Below are 15,443 nucleotides of genomic sequence, written 5' to 3'. Positions count from 1 at the left end.
TCACCTTTCAAGGGGGGAGGGCTCGGCGAGAGTGATCACCGTGCCGGACAGGCGGGCGCGCTCGGCCGCCCACACCACGCGGTGCGTGGCCAAACTCTCGTGACCGCTGGAACGGATCATCGCCGGGTCGCCGGCGGCCACGGCGTCGAGGAAGGCGTCCATCAGGCCGTCGTCGCCGCCTCCGTGGCCGCCGGCCATCGAGGCCCCGTCGCCGCTCTGCGTGTCGATCACCGTGATCTCGTCGGTGAGGAAGTCGTGCAGGCGCAGGCGCACGCCGTCGCCCTCGATGGAGCCGTGCGTGCCGAAGATCCGGGTCTTGCGGTGCTCCAGGGCGGCGAAGGCGGTGACCGTGAGCGAGGCGGTGGTGCCGTCGGCGAACTGCAGGTTCACCACCTGGCTGTCGACCACGTCGTTGTCGCAGGCGAACACGCACCGGCCGTAGGGGCCCTCGCGCAGCGCGGTCAGCACGCCCTGCTCGGTGTGGTCGGCGGTGACCGCCGACAGCGGCCACCACTCCTTGTCCGGATCGCCCAGGCAGCCCAGGTACAGCCGCTTGGCCGAGTACGGGCAGGTGGCCTCCACCGGGCAGTCGAGGCAGTTGGCCGTGGCGCCGGCCGGGGCCTGCTCCTCGCGGAAATAGACGAGATCGCCGAAGGAGGACACCCGTTGCGGCAGACTGCCCTTGATGTAGGCCATCCAGTCGAGGTCGTGGCAGGCCTTGGCCAGCAGCAGCGGAGCAGACTCGGCCTCGTTGCGCCAGTTCCCGCGGACGAAGGAGTGCGCCTGGTGCCACCAGCCGACCTGCTCCAGGTGCTGGATGTTCATGATCTGGCCGACGGCGCCCTCGTCGACGAGCGACTTGAGCGCGCGGGTGTAGTGCGTGTACCGCATGACGTGGCAGACCGCCAGGATGACCCCGTTGCGCTCGGCGGCCTCGGTGATGCGCCCGGCCTCCTCCTCGGTGGGGGCCATCGGCTTCTCCAGCAGGATGTGGTAGCCGAGGTCGGCCGCGGCGACCGCGGGCTCGACGTGCATGCGGTCCTGGGTGCCGATGATCATGGCGTCGGCCAGCCTGCCCGCGGCCAGGAGGTCGGTCCAGTCGGCGAAGACGTTGCCGGGCGCGATGCCGTGCTCGGCGGCGAAGGCGGCGCGGCGGCGCGGATCAGGTTCGGCGACGGCCACGACCCTCGCGCGGCCGGTCGCCAGGGCCCGGCGGGCGTACAGGGTGCTCCGCAGCCCAGCGCCCGCGACGGCGAGCGTGACGTCGGGTTCCGACATCGATGTCCTTCCGGTTTGCCACATAGTAATTAAAGCTGTTTTTATTAGTCCCTGTTTGTATTGGTCGCCAGGCAGCACTGTCAAGGGGGGTCCATGCGGAAGGTCGCGCTCCAGGGAAGCGACGCACATCGCTTGCGGCGGATCAACATGATCGCGACGCTGCGGGCGATCCGCGCGGCGGGCGTCGTCCCGCTCACCGACCTGGCCCGTCGTGCCGGGCTGTCCAGGCCGACCGTGGAGGGCCTGGTCGAGGAGCTGCACACGCACGGCTGGCTGGAGGAGGTCGCGCCCGAGGCCGGCCAGATGGGCAGGCCGGCCCGCCTCTACCGGTTCCGGGCCGCGACCGGCTACGTCGTCGGCGTCGACATCGGCTCCTCCAGCGTCCGCGCGCAGGTGACCGACCTGGAGGGCCACGCCGTCGGCCTCGGCTTCACCCGCGTCCAGGCCGATTACGGCAGGGCCGAGCGGCTGGCGGCCGTACGCGCGACGATGGCGGCCGCGCTGCGGGAGGCCGGCGTCACCGCGGACCAGGTGCTGTCGGTGGCGGTGGGCACCACCGGCGTGGTGAGCCCGTCCGGGACGGTCCGCCTGTGCGTGGGGCTGCCCGAGTGGACGGGCCTCGACCTGGCGGCGGAGGTGGGCCGCGACTACCCCTGCCGGATCCTGGTGGAGAACGACTGCAACCTCGCGGCCCTGGCCGAACGGTGGGCCGGGGTGGCCCGCGAGGTGGACGACGTGGTGTTCGTGCTGTCCGGCGTGCGCACCGGCGCGGGCATGCTGGTGCGCGGCGAGCTGCACCGCGGCGGGCGCGGCATGGCCGGGGAGATCGGCGCGCTGCACCTGGTCGGCTGGCACCGCGCCCCCGACCACCTGGCGCGCTTCGCCCCCGAGGCCGCGCCGGAGGAGGTGGCCGGGCTGGTCTTCGCCGCGGCCAGGGAGGGCGACCCCGCCGCCCGGTGGGCCGTCGAGCAGTACGCGCACGACCTGGCCGAGGGCATCGCCGCCATCGTCCTGACCGTGGACCCCGACCTCGTGGTGGTGGGCGGCGGCGTCTCGCGCTCCGGCGACGTGCTCATGGAGCCGCTGCGGCGGCACCTGGACCCGCTCTGCCTCGAACCGCCCGCCCTCGCCATCTCCACGCTCGCCGACCAGGCCGTCGTGCTCGGCGCCGTACGGCACGCGCTCAACCACGTGGACGAGCTTCTCTACGACGTGGATCTCCCTCTTGACCTGACCCTCTTCAGGCAAGATATTAAAGCTTGATTAATTAGTAACTCGGGCGCCCGACCGTCATCTCCCAAGGAGTTGCCGTGTTCCGAGTTCTCTTACCGTGCGCCGCACTGGTCCTGACCTTCGTGGCCGCGCCCACCCCCGCCTATGCCGCCACCTCCTACTACGTCGACCCCGCCGGCGACGACTCCGCCGACGGGCACTCCCCGTCCACCGCCTGGCGCACCCTGGACAAGGTCAACGCCCAGACGTTCCAGCCCGGCGACACCGTCCGCTTCAAGGCCGGCGGCCAGTGGACCGGCCGTCTCGCGCCGCGCGGCTCGGGCACGGCCGGCAGCCCGGTCACCTTCACCTCCTACGGCGCCGGATCCCGGCCGTCCATCGCGGGCGGCGGCGTCGTGGACGCGGCCGTCAAGCTCGCCGACCTGCACGACGTCGTCCTCGACGGGTTCGAGGTGACCAACACCGGATCGGGAAGCACGCCGCGCATCGGCATCGCGGTCACCGCGACCGACCTCGGCGCCGTCCCCCGGATCACCGTGCGCGGCAACTACGTGCACGCGATCCAGGGCGCCGCCTCCGGCTCGCAGTCCTCCAACCCGTCCGCGGGCGGCATCATCGTCAGCGCCCTGGGCAAGAACACCGCCACCTACTACCAGGACCTGCTCATCGAGGGCAACGAGGTCGCCGACTCCCGCTCGTACGGGATCGTCACCTGGTCGCAGTGGATGCAGCGCGAAGGCTGGACGTCCCTGTGGAGCGACCTCATGGGCATCCCCGCCGCCGACTACCGGCCCTGGACGCCGAGCACGGGCGTGGTCGTCCGCGGCAACGACGTGCACGACATCTCGGCGGGCGGCATCACCGTCATGCAGGCCCAGGGCGCGCTCATCGAGCGCAACCGGGTCGCCAGGACCGCGCAGAACCACGGCAACGTCGGCATCTGGTGGGCCGGGGCCGACGACACCGTGGTCCAGTTCAACGAGGTGTCCGGGACGGAGTACTGGGGCCTGTCCAGCGACGGCAACGCCTTCGACGCCGACGCCTCCGTCCACCGCAGCCTGGTCCAGTACAACTTCAGCCACGACAACGAGGGCGGCTTCTTCATCGCCGTCTCGACCGGCACCGGACCGGCCGAGGCGACCATCCGCTACAACGTCAGCCAGAACGACGCCAACCAGGTCTTCGCCTTCTCCACCAACACCAGGAACATCGACGCCCACAACAACACCATCTGGGTGCCGCTGACGCCGTTCATCCAGAACCACCCGGACCGGGCGTCGTTCAGCCTGGTCAAGGTGTGGAGCAGCTCGGTGAGCAACATCCGGCTGCGCAACAACGTCATCCACAACGGCGCCAACCTCCCCTACAACGACAGCGGCGTCGTGCAGTACGACCGCAACCTCTACCACTCCGGCCCGGTCCCCGGCGGCGACAAGGCCGCCCTGTCCGGCAACCCGCAGCTGACCGCCCCCGGCACCGCCAGCTCACTGTCCGACCTGTCCGGATACCTTCCGTCCGCGTCGTCCCCGGTCCTGCGGCAGGGCCTGGAGATCGCCTCCGACGGCGGCCGTGACGTCTCGGGCACGGCCCTGCCCTCGGGCATGCCCGACCTCGGCGCCGTCCAGCGGACGGCGGGCGCGGGCCTGTCGGAGCCGGCCGCCACCGCGACCACCTCCTTCGGCAACGGCCAGAGCACCATGCCCGCCGCCCTCACCGACGGCTGGGACTACGCGACCTGGGCCAGCCCGTCCTCCGGCGTCACCTATCCGGGCACCATCACCCTCACCTTCCCCAACCCCAGAACGGTCGGCGAGGTCGTGCTGGCCACCCACTTCGGCCAGGGCCAGGGCATCACCTCCCTCGACGTCCAGACCTGGAACGGCTCGGCCTGGGTGACCCAGGCGGCCGGCGCGGCGATCACCTGGGCGAGCAACACCGCCACGGTCGAACGCCGCCCGGTGCCGCTGCCCGCCCCGGTCACGACCACCCAGGTGCGCCTGGTCGTCAAGGCCGCCAACCACACCTGGGGCAACCTGTCCGTCAGCGAGATCACGACCCGCTGAGCCCGCCGCTCACGAAGGTGGGGGGGGGGGGGGGGGGGGGGGGGGGGGGGGCGCCGGGGGCGCCCGCGGCGGGGGGGGGGGGGGGGGGCGCGGGGGGCGGGCGCGCCGGGGGGCGGCGTCGTGGCCCCGGGCCCCCCCCCCCCCGGCCGCCCGCGGGGGGGGGGGGGCCCCCGGGCCGGGGCGCCCCCCCCCCCCGCCCCCCCCCCCCCCCCCCCCCCCCCCCCCCCCCCCCGCCCGGTTGACCTCAACCGCGGTTGAGAATGCACGATGTCCTGGACCCCTATGATTTCCCGACCTGGGCAGGACGTTCATGAAGCTTGAGATCTACGCCGATGTGCTGTGTCCCTGGTGCTACATCGGCAAAAGACGCCTGTCCCGCGCGCTGGCCGGGCACCCCGCCCGCGACGGCGTCGAGGTGATCTGGCGCGGCCACGAACTCGCGCCCGAGGAAGGCCGGACCCCGGGCCCGACCGCCGCCGAGGCCATGGCGGGCTGGTGGGGCGAGCAGGCCCCCGCCCGCGTCGCCCACATCCGGGCGCTGGGCGCGGCGGAGGGCCTGGAGCTGAACCTGCACCTGGCCCGCCCGGTGAACACCTTCGACGCCCACCGGCTGGTCAAGCTGGCCGCCGACCACGGCCGGGCCGACGAGGTGATGGAGGCTCTGCTGTACGCCTACCACACCGAAGGGCTCAACGTGGCCGACGAGCAGGTCCTGCGACGCGTGGGCGGCGCGGCCGGCCTGGACGACGACGAGGTGTCCGCCGTCCTGGCCGGTGACGCGTACGCCGACCAGGTGCGCGCCGACCGCCGCCGCGGGGCCGAGAACGGCGTCACCGGCGTGCCCAGCCTGGTGATCGACGGGCGCCCGCCGGTCTCCGGGGTCCAGCCGGTCGCCGACCTGCGACGGCTGCTCGACCCGACCGGCTGAGGCCGTCCCTGCCCTCAGCGACTGGGTTCCATGGCCGGTTCGTTCTCCTTGTGGCGAGTCGCCCAGAGGAAGACCAGCGCGCCGGCGAACAGCACGATCGAGGTCCACTGGTTGATCCGCAGGCCGAGCAGGGTCACCGCGTGGTCCACCCCGCCGACCGGGTCGATCCGCAGGCCCTCGATCCAGAACCGTCCCGTGGTGTAACCGGCGACGTAGAGGGCGAACAGCCGTCCGTGGGTCAGCTTCAGCCGCCGGCCGGCCAGGATCAGGGCGAAGCCCAGAGCCACGTCCCACAGGGATTCGTACAGGAACGTCGGGTGGTAGAGCGTGCCGGGCTGCCCGCCGTGCGCCTGGTCGATCTCCAGGCCCCACGGCAGGGTGGTCGGGCTGCCGTACAGCTCCTGGTTGAACCAGTTGCCCCAACGGGCGATGGCCTGCCCGAACGCGATGCCCGGTGCGATCGTGTCGGCCACGGCGCCGAGGGGCAGCCCCCGCCGGCGGCAGGCCAGCCACACGCCGACGCCGCCCAGGGCGACCGCGCCCCAGATGCCGAGCCCGCCCTCCCAGACGAACAACGCCTGGTACGGCTCCTTGATCGCACGCGGGCCGAAGTAGGTCTGCCAGTCGACGGCGACGTGGTAGAGGCGGCCGCCGATCAGCCCGAAGATCACCGCGGGCATCGCGATGTCGCCGATCGCGCCCCGCTCGCCGCCCCGGGCGCGCCAGCGGCGCTCGCTCAGCCAGATGCCGAAACCGATGGCGACGATGAAGCACAACGCGTAGGCCCGGATCGGGACGAATCCGAGATACCAGACTCCTTGGGAAGGGCTGGGTATCGAGGCGAGGGGCATGGCGGTGAGGCTAGCCAACGCAAAGCCGCCTGGCGGGCATCGTGACCTGATCGCGAGACTCCGGCCGAATTCGTGATCCGATCGCCTCGACGTCCGCGGCGGCCAGAACTATCTGCCTCGTCGGACCGTGAGGCCGGCGCTAGGGTGTCGCGAAAAACGGAGATCATTCGTGTCACGATTAACCCTGTTCGCCTGGCTGGCCTCGCTCACCGCCGCCGCGTATCCCACCTGGGACATGCACCAGGCCGAGGGCGGGGCCTCCGCCGTTCTCGGCTGTATCGGCATGCCCCTCTGGTTCCGCTTCGAGCTCATCGACCTGGTCTCGCCTCCGCTGTCGGACGCCTCCGCTCTCGCCCGTTCGGCCCTCCAGTGGGGGGTGCCCGCGATCATCGTCCTCACCGGGCTGCTCGCGTCGGTCGGGACCGGCAACGGGGGCGTGATCGGCCGCCGCGTGGCCGGGCTGCTCACCCTGCTCGCGGTCGCGGGGCCGCTCACCCCGTTGTACATGTCCGACGACGGATGCTCGATGATCCCCGTCCTCAGCAACAGATGGTTCGCGAGCGTGCTGAACGCCTACGGACCGTACGAATCGGCCCTTCTGCTCTCCGCGCTGCTGGTCCTGCTGGCCACCAGGACCGGTGGGCATCCCGGTCCCGGCGGGTTCACCGGTCGCCGGGCGGCGGCCTTCGCGATCGACTACCTGTTCCTCGTGACCTTCCTGGCCGCCTTCGAGCCCGGGCTGAGCCGCCTGGACTTCGGGCTGCTGAACTGGCTCCGCCTCGACGAGCCGACACCCCTGCTCGCCGTCGTGGTCATGTTCCTGTACGTCCTGCCCGGGCGGACGTTCGGCAAGCAGTTGATGCGCCTCCGCGTCGTCTCCGACGTCACGGGGCACTGGCCGGGCGGCCGCGGGGCCGCCGTCCGGGCACTCGTGTTCCCCGTGCTTGTCTGTCTGCCGGAGTTCGGGCTGATCGTCCTGCTGGTGGACGGTCTGTGGGCGGTGTGCGATCCGGCCGCCCGCACCCTGCGCGACCGTCTGGCGGGCACCAGGGTCGCCGTCGATCTCGTCCGAATGAATGAATCTACATTGTAAAGGCGTCGGGCCGTATCAAGCACCGTCCGGCGCGTCTCCAGGACAGGGCAGGGCACCCGAGCAGGGTGCGGGCACCAGGAGGAGACGCCCCATGCCGATCGACTACACGTTCGTGAGACTGCAGGGACTGCGACTGCCGCAGCCCCTGAACGCCGACGTCGCCGCGTCCATGGTCAAGACGAGCGGCCTCGCCTCGACGGACGTCACCTTCCCGGACGGCGCCCTGACCGAACCGGAACGGCACGCCCTGACGTGGCTGCTCGCCGCGTACGCCCCACAGCCGTACAGCAAGCAGACCAATCACCAGATCATGCCCCTCACGGCCACCACCGTCGGACAGGTGATCCTCACCTACGGCGACAACGGCCACGCGACCGCGACCCTGGCCGGGCGCGGCATGCCGGCCGGTGTCGAGCCGCCGAGCCGCGATCCGGCCCAGTTGAAGCAGTCGCTCAAGGACACCTACGGCCTCGCCGCGATCACCGGCGTCTGGACCGCCGAACAGCTGGTCAGGCTGTACGACGCGCTGCGGCTCGTCCCCGTCGCCGACCGTCCGGCGCTGCAGGGCGTCGAGATCCAGCGAGTGGGGACGCTCACGGGCCCGGACGGTCACAACAAGGGCAGGTTCTCCTACGAAAGAGGCCCGTGGACCGGGTCGCTCGGCACGCTCAAGCTGGCGGACGCGATCTTCCAGGAGGACGAGATCGGCTTCTACGGCGGTGTCACCTCGCGCGCCTGCCCGCCGAGCGTGCGCGACATCCTGCACGAGGTCGGTCACGCCGTGGAGAGCGCCCCGTGCCGGACCGACTCCCGGAACAACGCGGCCTGGGCCGTCGAGAGCACCGGCGGGCAGCGGTACCGCTCGCCCGAACGCGTCCCGCAGGATTTGGTGACGGAGGCCGTCCAGCTCCGCACGGACAACGACGCGCTGAACCGGCTCGGCACCCAGCTCCCGAACTCCGCCGCCACGGCCGAGTACAACGCCCTGTGCGATGCGATCGAGAAGGTCCAGGAGTGGATCGTGGACGGTGAGAAGGGGACGTACCAGCAGGAGGACGCGCTCGTCCGGTTCAAGAACGACGTGACGAGCAAGGTGGCCCAGGCGACCTGGCGGAGCTTCCGGGAGGAGGTCGTCCGGTGGTGCGACGCGCAGATCCTGGAGGTCCGCTGGCGGGCGAAGTACAAGACGCCGCAGGGGCGCGACATCACGCCGTGCCTGCGGAACTTCGTCACGTTCGTGAGCAAGGAGAACGTGGGCACGGACCTCACCCCGTACTCGCGGACGTCGTACGGGGAGCTGTTCGCGGAGGCGTACGCGTTCTGGATCGTCGATCCGGGTGCCGTGGAGAGGCACGATCCGCGGCTTCGTGCCTTCTTCGACGATTCCCGGTACCGCCGCGGAGACTGACTCCGCCCGCCGCCGGCCTCCTTCCTCGACCCGGGGCGACCCGGCGGACTCGCAGTCGCCGACCGGGCCGATGCCTGTCTGCCCGTGACGTGTACCCGTGGCAAGGGCGCCGCCAGCGACCAGCGGCGGGCGACCGAGATCCGCACCCGACAAGGACGCTCACCGTCGAGCAACGCGCGGTCTTCTCGAAGGGGGCGGCGCCAGCCCCCTTCGAGAAGACCGCGTAGCCATGGAGGGGCGCCGCGACGGCAGGGGCGCTTCCTCCACCCGCGGTTCGTCGTGTTACGCCAGGTGCCGCGTTCGCGGCGGATCTTCGGGAGGGACGCGCATGGGGACCCTGACATCATGGGGATCATTTCCCGAAATATCACCCACTCGGAGACAAAAGCTGTGCGTATCGCGCTCGCCGGGCTCGCCACCAGCCATCCGTACACCGACGCCCGCACCCTGACCCGCCACGCCGAGCTGGCCGTCTGGGAGCCGGACCCCGATCGGTTGCGCCGCTTCACCGACGAGCACCCCGACGCGAAGGTGGCGAACGACCTCGACGAGCTCCTGGCGGCCGAGCCCGACGGAGTCGTGCTGACAGTGCCCAACCCGCAGGTGCCCGCCGTCCTCGAACGCGTGCTGGAGACCGGCGCGCCCTGTTTCGTCAACAAGCCCGCCGCCGCGACGAGGGAGCAGCTCGACGCCCTGCGCCGATTGCCGGTGCACGAGCGGGTGATGTCGGGTTCCGTACTGCGCTTCGCACCCGCCTTCGCCGCGCTCCGCCCCGACACGCAGGACGTGCTGTCGGTACGCGCGACGATCCGGCACGACGTGGGCCAGTGGGCCGACGGCTACAACGCCTGGCAGGACACGCCCGGCGAGGGCGGCGGCACGATGGTGACCATAGGCATCCACGGCGTGGAGTTGCTGGTCGCCCTGCTGGGCCCGGACGTCCGCCTGGTGGGCGCCGCCGGAACCAGAAGGCACTACCGGACGTTGCGCTCGGAGGACACCGGCGTGCTGGCGCTGCAGTGGGCGAACGGGATCGTCGGCACGGTCGAGATCCTGGGAGTGTCGGAGGACGACGCGTACACGGTGACGCTGCACAGGCGGCACGGCAGCGAGTCAGTGGTGATCCAAGGCGGCCCCGACCCGGCCCAGACCCTCGGGTACACCGGCACGATCGAGGCATTCCTCAACATGGTGCACGGCGGCCCCAACCCGGTGCCATGGGCCCAAACCCTGGCAATCCTGGAAATCCTGGTCTCCGCCCGAGAACACACCACCACCAACTGACCCCCACCCAACAGCCCCGCCCCAGATCGACGCGACAGCCAAGGCCACACCCCCGGCTGAGAACGGGTGCGGTGGCCGTGGCAAGGCCACCCGGCTCAGGCGCGATGCGCAGCCGAGGCGACGTCGGCGCGGCGTACGTCACCGCCGCAGCGGCTCCGCGCCGCCGCCCCTACACAAGCCGCGAGGACGGACGGCGGGAGAGGCGGTGGTGTGTCGCCCACGCCGAGGAGCGCCCGCACCCCACCCGCATCTCCACCACCGCCATCACCTAGCCCCCGAGCAGGTCAGGCCACCGCAGCAGGATCAGCCAGCCTCCCGGACGGCCGCCGCAGCCGGCTTCCCGGACAGCCGTCCGAGCAGCCTCCCCAGCAGAATCAAACCGCCATCCCGACAACCGCCCCCAGCAGGTTCAAGCTGCCATCCCGACAGATACCCCAGCGGGTTCAGGCCGCCATCCAAACAGCCGCATGAGCGGGTTCAGGCCGCCTCCCAACAGCCGCCCGGCCGGGCTCAGGGCGCCATCCAACAGACCCCTGGGCCAGTCGAGGCGGCCACTCGGCACAAATCCGCCAGCACCGCCACGACCGCGTCCCTCCACCATCGGCTCCAGGTATCAGCAGTCCCGGAACGTCGGTACCGACACCCCCAAGACGTGGCTCTGTCGTGGTTTGTCGGCGAACACCCACCGGTTGGTGGCCAAGGCGTCGTCCGGTTCGGGGAGGGGGCCTCGGCCGTGCCGGCGGGCGAAGTCGTAGGGAGTGTGCACGGTGGCGGACCACCCCCGTGCCCTCAGCAGCCCGATGGAGTCAGGCCGCGGATTCCCGTCGAACAACGCGAGCAGATCCACGCCGATCTGCGCCTTGGCCGCCGCATAGATCGGGCCGACGCGCACCGCCGGTGTCCCCAGCCCGAGCTTGGCCTCGAAGGCCAGGACGCTGCCTTCGGCGCTCAGGACGTCGATGGTCCGCAGGAGCCGCCGTTCGACCTCCGGGTGCAGGTAGAGCAGAAGCCCCTCGGCCAGCCAGGCGGCCGGGACGGTCGGGTCGAAGCCCGCGGCCACCAGCGACCTGGCCCAGTCGTCGCCCACGTCGGCCGCGACCACCCGGCGCCGGGCCGCCGGGACGACCGGAACCGGGGGAGACGGCTCCATGGCGAGGCAGGCGAGCACGTCCTCCTTGAACGCCAGGACGCCCGCCCGGTCGATCTCGTGCACGACCTGTCCCGGCGGCCACCCGAGCCGGAAGGCCCGCGTGTCGAGCCCCGCGCCGAGCAGGACCACCTGCCGGATGCCCGCCTTGGCCGCGCGCGACAGGAAGTCGTCGAGCACCCGGGTACGCAGACCGAAGTAGCGCCCCAGCCTTCCCCAAAGGGGGTTGGCGTCACCATCGGGCACGTCCTGCGGACGGGTCGGCCAGGCGGCCGACGACGCGGCGGCGCGTACGAAGTGCTCGGCGTAGGGATCGGCGGCCAGGGAGTCGGGACGATGGGTCTCGATCGCGCGCGCGGCGGCGACCATGAGAGCGGTCAGGCCGACGCCGTGCTCGATTTCGAGCTGTCGGTTGTCCGGCACGTGCTCTCCTCTCGGGCCGTTCGACCGGCGGCTGGCACCGCGGCGGTCTCCTGTTCCGGGATCCACGAGCCGGGGGCGTCGTGGGAGGTGAGGTGGGCGCCGTAGAGGGCCGCCATGAAGCGCAGGATCTCCGCGTCGGGCAGGTAGCGGCCGGTGGTGCAGTCGGTCAGCACCGTGATGTGGAAGCCCTTCTGGAAGGCGGTGCGGGCGGTGGTGTCCACGCAGACGTCGGTGTAGAGACCGGCGAACACCAGGCGGGCGATGCCGCGCCCGCGCAGGTGCCGTTCGAAGCCCTCGCTGAGGAAGGCGTCGAAGCAGGCCCACTTGGTGAAGACCGGCTCCCCGGGCGCGGGCGCGACCTTGTGGAACTGCGCGCCCCAGGTGCCCTCCAGGCATTTGAGGGCCTTGCCCTGCTCAAGGTCGCGCCGCCGCCAGCTCGGCCCCTGATGCTCGACGTCACCGACGAACCGGACGAAGACCACGTCCATGCCGCAGGCTCGGGCCGATTCGAGGGCTTTGGCGGTGTTCGTCACGGCGGCTTCCAGGGTCGCCAGGTCACCGGCGTACCGGGCGCGGGCGGTCGGGCCGGTGCAGAAGTCGTTCTGCAGGTCGACGACGACCAGGGCCGCGCGCTCGGGGGCGCTGCGGTGCTCGTCGGCCACCGGGGCGGGTAGATGCTCGTCGGCCACCGGGGTGGGCCGGTGCTGCCCGACGGTCATGAGTCCGCCATCAGGACCGGCCGGGCCACCGGCTCCAGCGCGTCGAGCAGGGCGTCGACCACGGCGGTGGTGGAGTGTCGTCCGCCGGCGTCGGGGGTGGCGATGCCGTGGTGGTCGAGCGTCGTCAGGCCGCGTTCGACCATCCGGACCGCTCCGGCGCACCCCGCGTGCCGCTCGGCGATGGCCGCCGCGGCACGGATGGTGGCCATCGGGTTGACCCTGCCGGTGCCCGCCAGGTCGTCGGCGGAGCCGTGCACGGTCTGGTACTCGACCAGGCCGCACGCGTCGGGATGCAGGTAGACGTTCTCGGTGCAGCGGTTCTCCTGCCGCTCGGAGCCGAAGCGGTCGAGCAGCACCACGTGCATGATGTCGGCCCACTCGTTGCTCGCGATGATCACCGTGCGGGGGCGGGGGCCGCGTTCGATGAGGTTGCGGTTGACCGTGTCCGGCTGGAACAGGCCGATCTGCACGCCGTGCCGCGCGGCGCTCTCGGCCACCCACCCGTCGAGCGCCCCGTCGAGCAGGTGGAACTTGTAGGCCATGACGATCTCGTCGATGTGGCCGTCGGGCCACTCCTGCCGCGCCCGCCGCACGGCCAGGGCGATGACCTTCTCGGTGATCTCCTTGCTGAAGGTCATCGTACGGACGAGCGCGCCGGGAAGATGCACGTTCTCGCCCGTGTAGAAGCCCTGGGCCTGGTCCCTGACCATCAGCAGCGACGCCCCGGGCGCGGTGATGGTGTCGATCTTCACCGCCTGGAGGCGCTGGCGGACCAGGTAGAGCGACTGGGCGTTGATCGCCGTGCGGAAGACGGCGCGGACGCCGGAGGCCGCCAGTGTGCGGCAGAACTGCGTGTAGTGGTCGGCGTCCTCTCGCGTGCTCTCGCGGATCCTCTCGGCCTCGGCACCGGCCTTCAGGGACACGTAGGAGTGATAGATCCGCTCCGAGCGCGTGAGGGCGACCTTCGCCCCGCAGACGTCGGCGATGCCGCCCAGCACCCGCTCGAAGACGGCCGCGAGCTCGGGGCCCGTTCCCCGGCCGATGGCAAGTCCGATGACTGGTTCCACTACTGCTCCCTTTTCGTCGTCGAAGGCCGGACGCATCGGCTCGTGTCGGTCGTCAGCTCGACTCGCCGAGCAGGAGGTCGCCCGCGATGTCCGCCTTCTCGGGGCTGTAGTACTCCTTGATGCCCTCGGCCCAGACCGGGACCTTGACCTGGTCGTCCTGCGACGGGCCGAACGCGTCGAAGAGGGTGTCGACGTTGCGCCGCTTGAAGCCGATGGCGGTCATGAGCGCCATGAAGTCGGTGCGGTGGATGAGGCCGTCGCCGTCGGGGTCACCCAGCTCGGCCAGCGCGTCGGCGAAGTCGGTCAGCGCGTCGTCGAAACGCTCGGGGGACAGCACGCACGCGCAGTACTCCTCGAAACTGATGCGCCCGTCCTTGTCCTGGTCCAGCTCCTCGACAAGGGTCGTCCAGTAACGGCGGAAAGCATCACTGATTGCGCTTTTGGCGGCTTCGGTGGAACGTGGGGAAGCCGCCAATACGCGGTTGGCCATACGATCGAAGTCTTCGACCTCAAGGTAACCGGTGCCGTCGGCGTCGAACAGGGTGAAGATCAGTTTTACTCGGTCGAGGGCCGCGTCTTGCATGCCTGTCACCTTTCTTCCGCGGGTACGGGTGCAGACTCTATAACGGAACCTGACTCGCGAGTGACCAGGTCTTGGGCGACCAGAGAAACGCAAAAACCATCATCTGGAATAAGTCGCCAGAAAGCCTCGTTGGGCGACAAAGGCGGAGAACTCAGGTGATTTCTACGCCCGTCGCCCTCGAAGGGTGTCGGTAAGTTGGGGATATTTCCGGTTATGAGGGGATTTGTGACTCCCGATTCGGGGGCGCCAGCTTTTCCTATCTCGGTGGCTACTTTTTTATTGCTTGGCGTGATGGCGGGGGGAGGAGCGTCCCGATTGGGGGTACCCTTTGCGCCTTTGTGATCGTCAGGCGCCGGGACGTCGTCGTCAGCGTCGCGTCGAGGGGTTGGCACGTTCCCGCTCGGCGGACATCGTCGAGCGACCGCTTCTCGCCGAGCGGGGCCCGACGGCTCGTCCCGGGCCTCCGCGGTGGCCTCGCACGTGGTCCAGGACGAAGTCCGCGGTGCGCAGGCCGCCCGTCGTCTCGACGGGACGGGCGGCGACGTGCCGCCTCAGCCGGCTCCGAACAGCTTGGCCGCCTCCCGCCCGTGCCGCTGGTTGACGGTGACGTACGGACGGACCTGGCGCTCGTAGGCGGCGAAGGCGGCGGCGTGGTCGCCGTCCGACTCGGCCAGCCGCAGGGCGAGCGCGCGGGCGCCGATGAGGGCCTGGGAGGTGCCCATGCCGGACGTCGGCGCGGCGCAGTAGCCGGCGTCGCCGACCAGCACGACGCGGCCCGCGGACCAGCGGTCCATCTCGACCTGGCAGGACGACGACAACAGCAGGTCCGGCGCGGCCGACATCTTCTTCAGCAGTCGTGGCACCTCCCAGCCGCGCCGTCGAAGGCCACCCGGACGATGTCCTCCTGCCGATCGCGGCCCAGCAGGTCCAGCTCCGCGGAGTCGGTGGAGAACGACAGGCTGACGGTCACCCGCCCGGCGTCGGCGGCGCTGAACGCGTACACGGCCCGGCCCGGCGCGCTCTGCAGGACGCCGCGGCGGTCCAGGCCCAGGTAGTTGTCCGTGGTGAAGCCGACGCCGGACATGCCCAGGTGCCGGATGAAATGCTCGTCGGGCCGAAGGCGAGCCGCCGGACGGTCGAGTAGCTGCCGTCCGCGCCGACGACCAGGTCGAAGGTGGCGTCGGGCCCTGTTCGAAGGTCACGCGCACTCCTGTCCGGTCCTGGTCCAGGGTGCGGATGGAATCGCCGAAGACGTACCGGACGTCGTGCTCGGTCAGGCGGTGCAGGATGGCCGTCAGGTCGCGCTTGGGCACCTCCAGGTCGCCCCTCCGGACGCCGTCGCCGTCCACCAGGTCGGTGCCGCGCA

General features: G+C 71.1%; 15 protein-coding genes. 7 read left to right on the top strand and 8 right to left on the bottom strand.

Features of this window, described 5'->3' with window-relative positions; translation table 11 throughout:
• Complete coding sequence (locus ACIA8R_RS31655; RefSeq protein ID WP_397041697.1) at positions 1-1,278, bottom strand: Gfo/Idh/MocA family protein; 1,278 nt, start codon at positions 1,276-1,278, stop codon at positions 1-3.
• A gap of 93 nt (positions 1,279-1,371) precedes the next feature.
• On the opposite strand from ACIA8R_RS31655, the gene ACIA8R_RS31650 reads away from it, so the two are divergent.
• The 3 genes from ACIA8R_RS31650 (at position 1,372) to ACIA8R_RS31640 (ending at position 5,502) form a co-directional block, all read left to right on the top strand.
• Complete coding sequence (locus ACIA8R_RS31650) at positions 1,372-2,541, top strand: ROK family transcriptional regulator (RefSeq protein WP_357708517.1); 1,170 nt, start codon at positions 1,372-1,374, stop codon at positions 2,539-2,541.
• A 47-nt stretch (positions 2,542-2,588) separates the two neighbouring features.
• Positions 2,589-4,574: a right-handed parallel beta-helix repeat-containing protein gene (locus ACIA8R_RS31645; protein ID WP_397041696.1), complete on the top strand. Its 1,986-nt coding sequence runs from the start codon at positions 2,589-2,591 to the stop codon at positions 4,572-4,574.
• Between the two features lie 310 nt (positions 4,575-4,884).
• Complete coding sequence (locus tag ACIA8R_RS31640) at positions 4,885-5,502, top strand: DsbA family oxidoreductase (RefSeq protein WP_397041695.1); 618 nt, start codon at positions 4,885-4,887, stop codon at positions 5,500-5,502.
• Positions 5,503-5,516: 14 nt separating this feature from the next.
• On the opposite strand, the gene lgt is transcribed toward ACIA8R_RS31640, so the two are convergent.
• Positions 5,517-6,353, bottom strand: coding sequence for a prolipoprotein diacylglyceryl transferase (lgt, locus tag ACIA8R_RS31635; protein WP_397041694.1), 837 nt, complete (start codon positions 6,351-6,353; stop codon positions 5,517-5,519).
• Between the two features lie 169 nt (positions 6,354-6,522).
• Here lgt and ACIA8R_RS31630 point away from each other — a divergent pair, with 169 nt between their 5' ends.
• From ACIA8R_RS31630 to ACIA8R_RS31615, 4 genes are all read left to right on the top strand, one after another.
• Entirely contained in the window at positions 6,523-7,446 is a 924-nt protein-coding gene (locus ACIA8R_RS31630; RefSeq protein ID WP_397041693.1) for an RDD family protein, read from the top strand.
• A gap of 91 nt (positions 7,447-7,537) precedes the next feature.
• Positions 7,538-8,854, top strand: coding sequence for a hypothetical protein (locus ACIA8R_RS31625; RefSeq protein WP_397041692.1), 1,317 nt, complete (start codon positions 7,538-7,540; stop codon positions 8,852-8,854).
• Positions 8,855-9,244: 390 nt separating this feature from the next.
• On the top strand, positions 9,245-10,138 hold the full coding sequence (locus ACIA8R_RS31620; protein ID WP_357709019.1) for a Gfo/Idh/MocA family oxidoreductase: 894 nt from the start codon (positions 9,245-9,247) through the stop codon (positions 10,136-10,138).
• 104 nt (positions 10,139-10,242) lie between these two features.
• A complete protein-coding gene (locus ACIA8R_RS31615; RefSeq protein ID WP_364092782.1) occupies positions 10,243-10,410 on the top strand; it encodes a hypothetical protein in 168 nt (55 codons plus the stop codon).
• 341 nt (positions 10,411-10,751) lie between these two features.
• Here ACIA8R_RS31615 and ACIA8R_RS31610 read toward each other — a convergent pair whose 3' ends face one another.
• The 6 genes from ACIA8R_RS31610 to ACIA8R_RS31585 all read right to left on the bottom strand — a co-directional run bounded on the left by ACIA8R_RS31610 (position 10,752) and on the right by ACIA8R_RS31585 (position 15,161).
• Positions 10,752-11,708, bottom strand: coding sequence for an SAM-dependent methyltransferase (locus tag ACIA8R_RS31610; RefSeq protein WP_364092784.1), 957 nt, complete (start codon positions 11,706-11,708; stop codon positions 10,752-10,754).
• Positions 11,663-12,427, bottom strand: a complete 765-nt coding sequence (locus ACIA8R_RS31605) for an isochorismatase family cysteine hydrolase (protein ID WP_364092786.1) — start codon at positions 12,425-12,427, stop codon at positions 11,663-11,665. Before ACIA8R_RS31605 ends, ACIA8R_RS31610 begins: the two co-directional genes overlap by 46 nt.
• Positions 12,424-13,494 carry an isocitrate/isopropylmalate family dehydrogenase gene (locus ACIA8R_RS31600; protein WP_397041691.1) on the bottom strand — a complete coding sequence of 357 codons (1,071 nt, stop codon included), beginning with the start codon at positions 13,492-13,494 and terminating at the stop codon, positions 12,424-12,426. Before ACIA8R_RS31600 ends, ACIA8R_RS31605 begins: the two co-directional genes overlap by 4 nt.
• Positions 13,495-13,546: 52 nt before the next feature.
• A complete protein-coding gene (locus ACIA8R_RS31595; protein WP_357709027.1) occupies positions 13,547-14,077 on the bottom strand; it encodes an EF-hand domain-containing protein in 531 nt (176 codons plus the stop codon).
• 551 nt (positions 14,078-14,628) lie between these two features.
• Positions 14,629-14,940, bottom strand: coding sequence for an FAD-dependent monooxygenase (locus tag ACIA8R_RS31590; protein WP_397041690.1), 312 nt, complete (start codon positions 14,938-14,940; stop codon positions 14,629-14,631).
• A complete protein-coding gene (locus tag ACIA8R_RS31585) occupies positions 14,925-15,161 on the bottom strand; it encodes a hypothetical protein (RefSeq protein WP_397041689.1) in 237 nt (78 codons plus the stop codon). Before ACIA8R_RS31585 ends, ACIA8R_RS31590 begins: the two co-directional genes overlap by 16 nt.
• Positions 15,162-15,443 lie beyond the last annotated feature (282 nt).

This window comes from Nonomuraea sp. NPDC051191 (assembly GCF_044455665.1).
Lineage (GTDB): Bacteria > Actinomycetota > Actinomycetes > Streptosporangiales > Streptosporangiaceae > Nonomuraea.
This window is presented reverse-complemented; position numbering and strand designations above follow the sequence as displayed.

Coding starts and splice junctions, on each gene's coding strand:
- ACIA8R_RS31615 (WP_364092782.1), top strand. CDS start 10,243: ATGCGCAGCCGAGGCGACGTCGGCGCGGCGTACGTCACCGCCGCAGCG.
- ACIA8R_RS31595 (WP_357709027.1), bottom strand. CDS start 14,077: ATGCAAGACGCGGCCCTCGACCGAGTAAAACTGATCTTCACCCTGTTC.
- ACIA8R_RS31605 (WP_364092786.1), bottom strand. CDS start 12,427: ATGACCGTCGGGCAGCACCGGCCCACCCCGGTGGCCGACGAGCATCTA.
- ACIA8R_RS31655 (WP_397041697.1), bottom strand. CDS start 1,278: ATGTCGGAACCCGACGTCACGCTCGCCGTCGCGGGCGCTGGGCTGCGG.
- lgt (WP_397041694.1), bottom strand. CDS start 6,353: ATGCCCCTCGCCTCGATACCCAGCCCTTCCCAAGGAGTCTGGTATCTC.
- ACIA8R_RS31640 (WP_397041695.1), top strand. CDS start 4,885: ATGAAGCTTGAGATCTACGCCGATGTGCTGTGTCCCTGGTGCTACATC.
- ACIA8R_RS31625 (WP_397041692.1), top strand. CDS start 7,538: ATGCCGATCGACTACACGTTCGTGAGACTGCAGGGACTGCGACTGCCG.
- ACIA8R_RS31585 (WP_397041689.1), bottom strand. CDS start 15,161: ATGTCCGGCGTCGGCTTCACCACGGACAACTACCTGGGCCTGGACCGC.
- ACIA8R_RS31650 (WP_357708517.1), top strand. CDS start 1,372: ATGCGGAAGGTCGCGCTCCAGGGAAGCGACGCACATCGCTTGCGGCGG.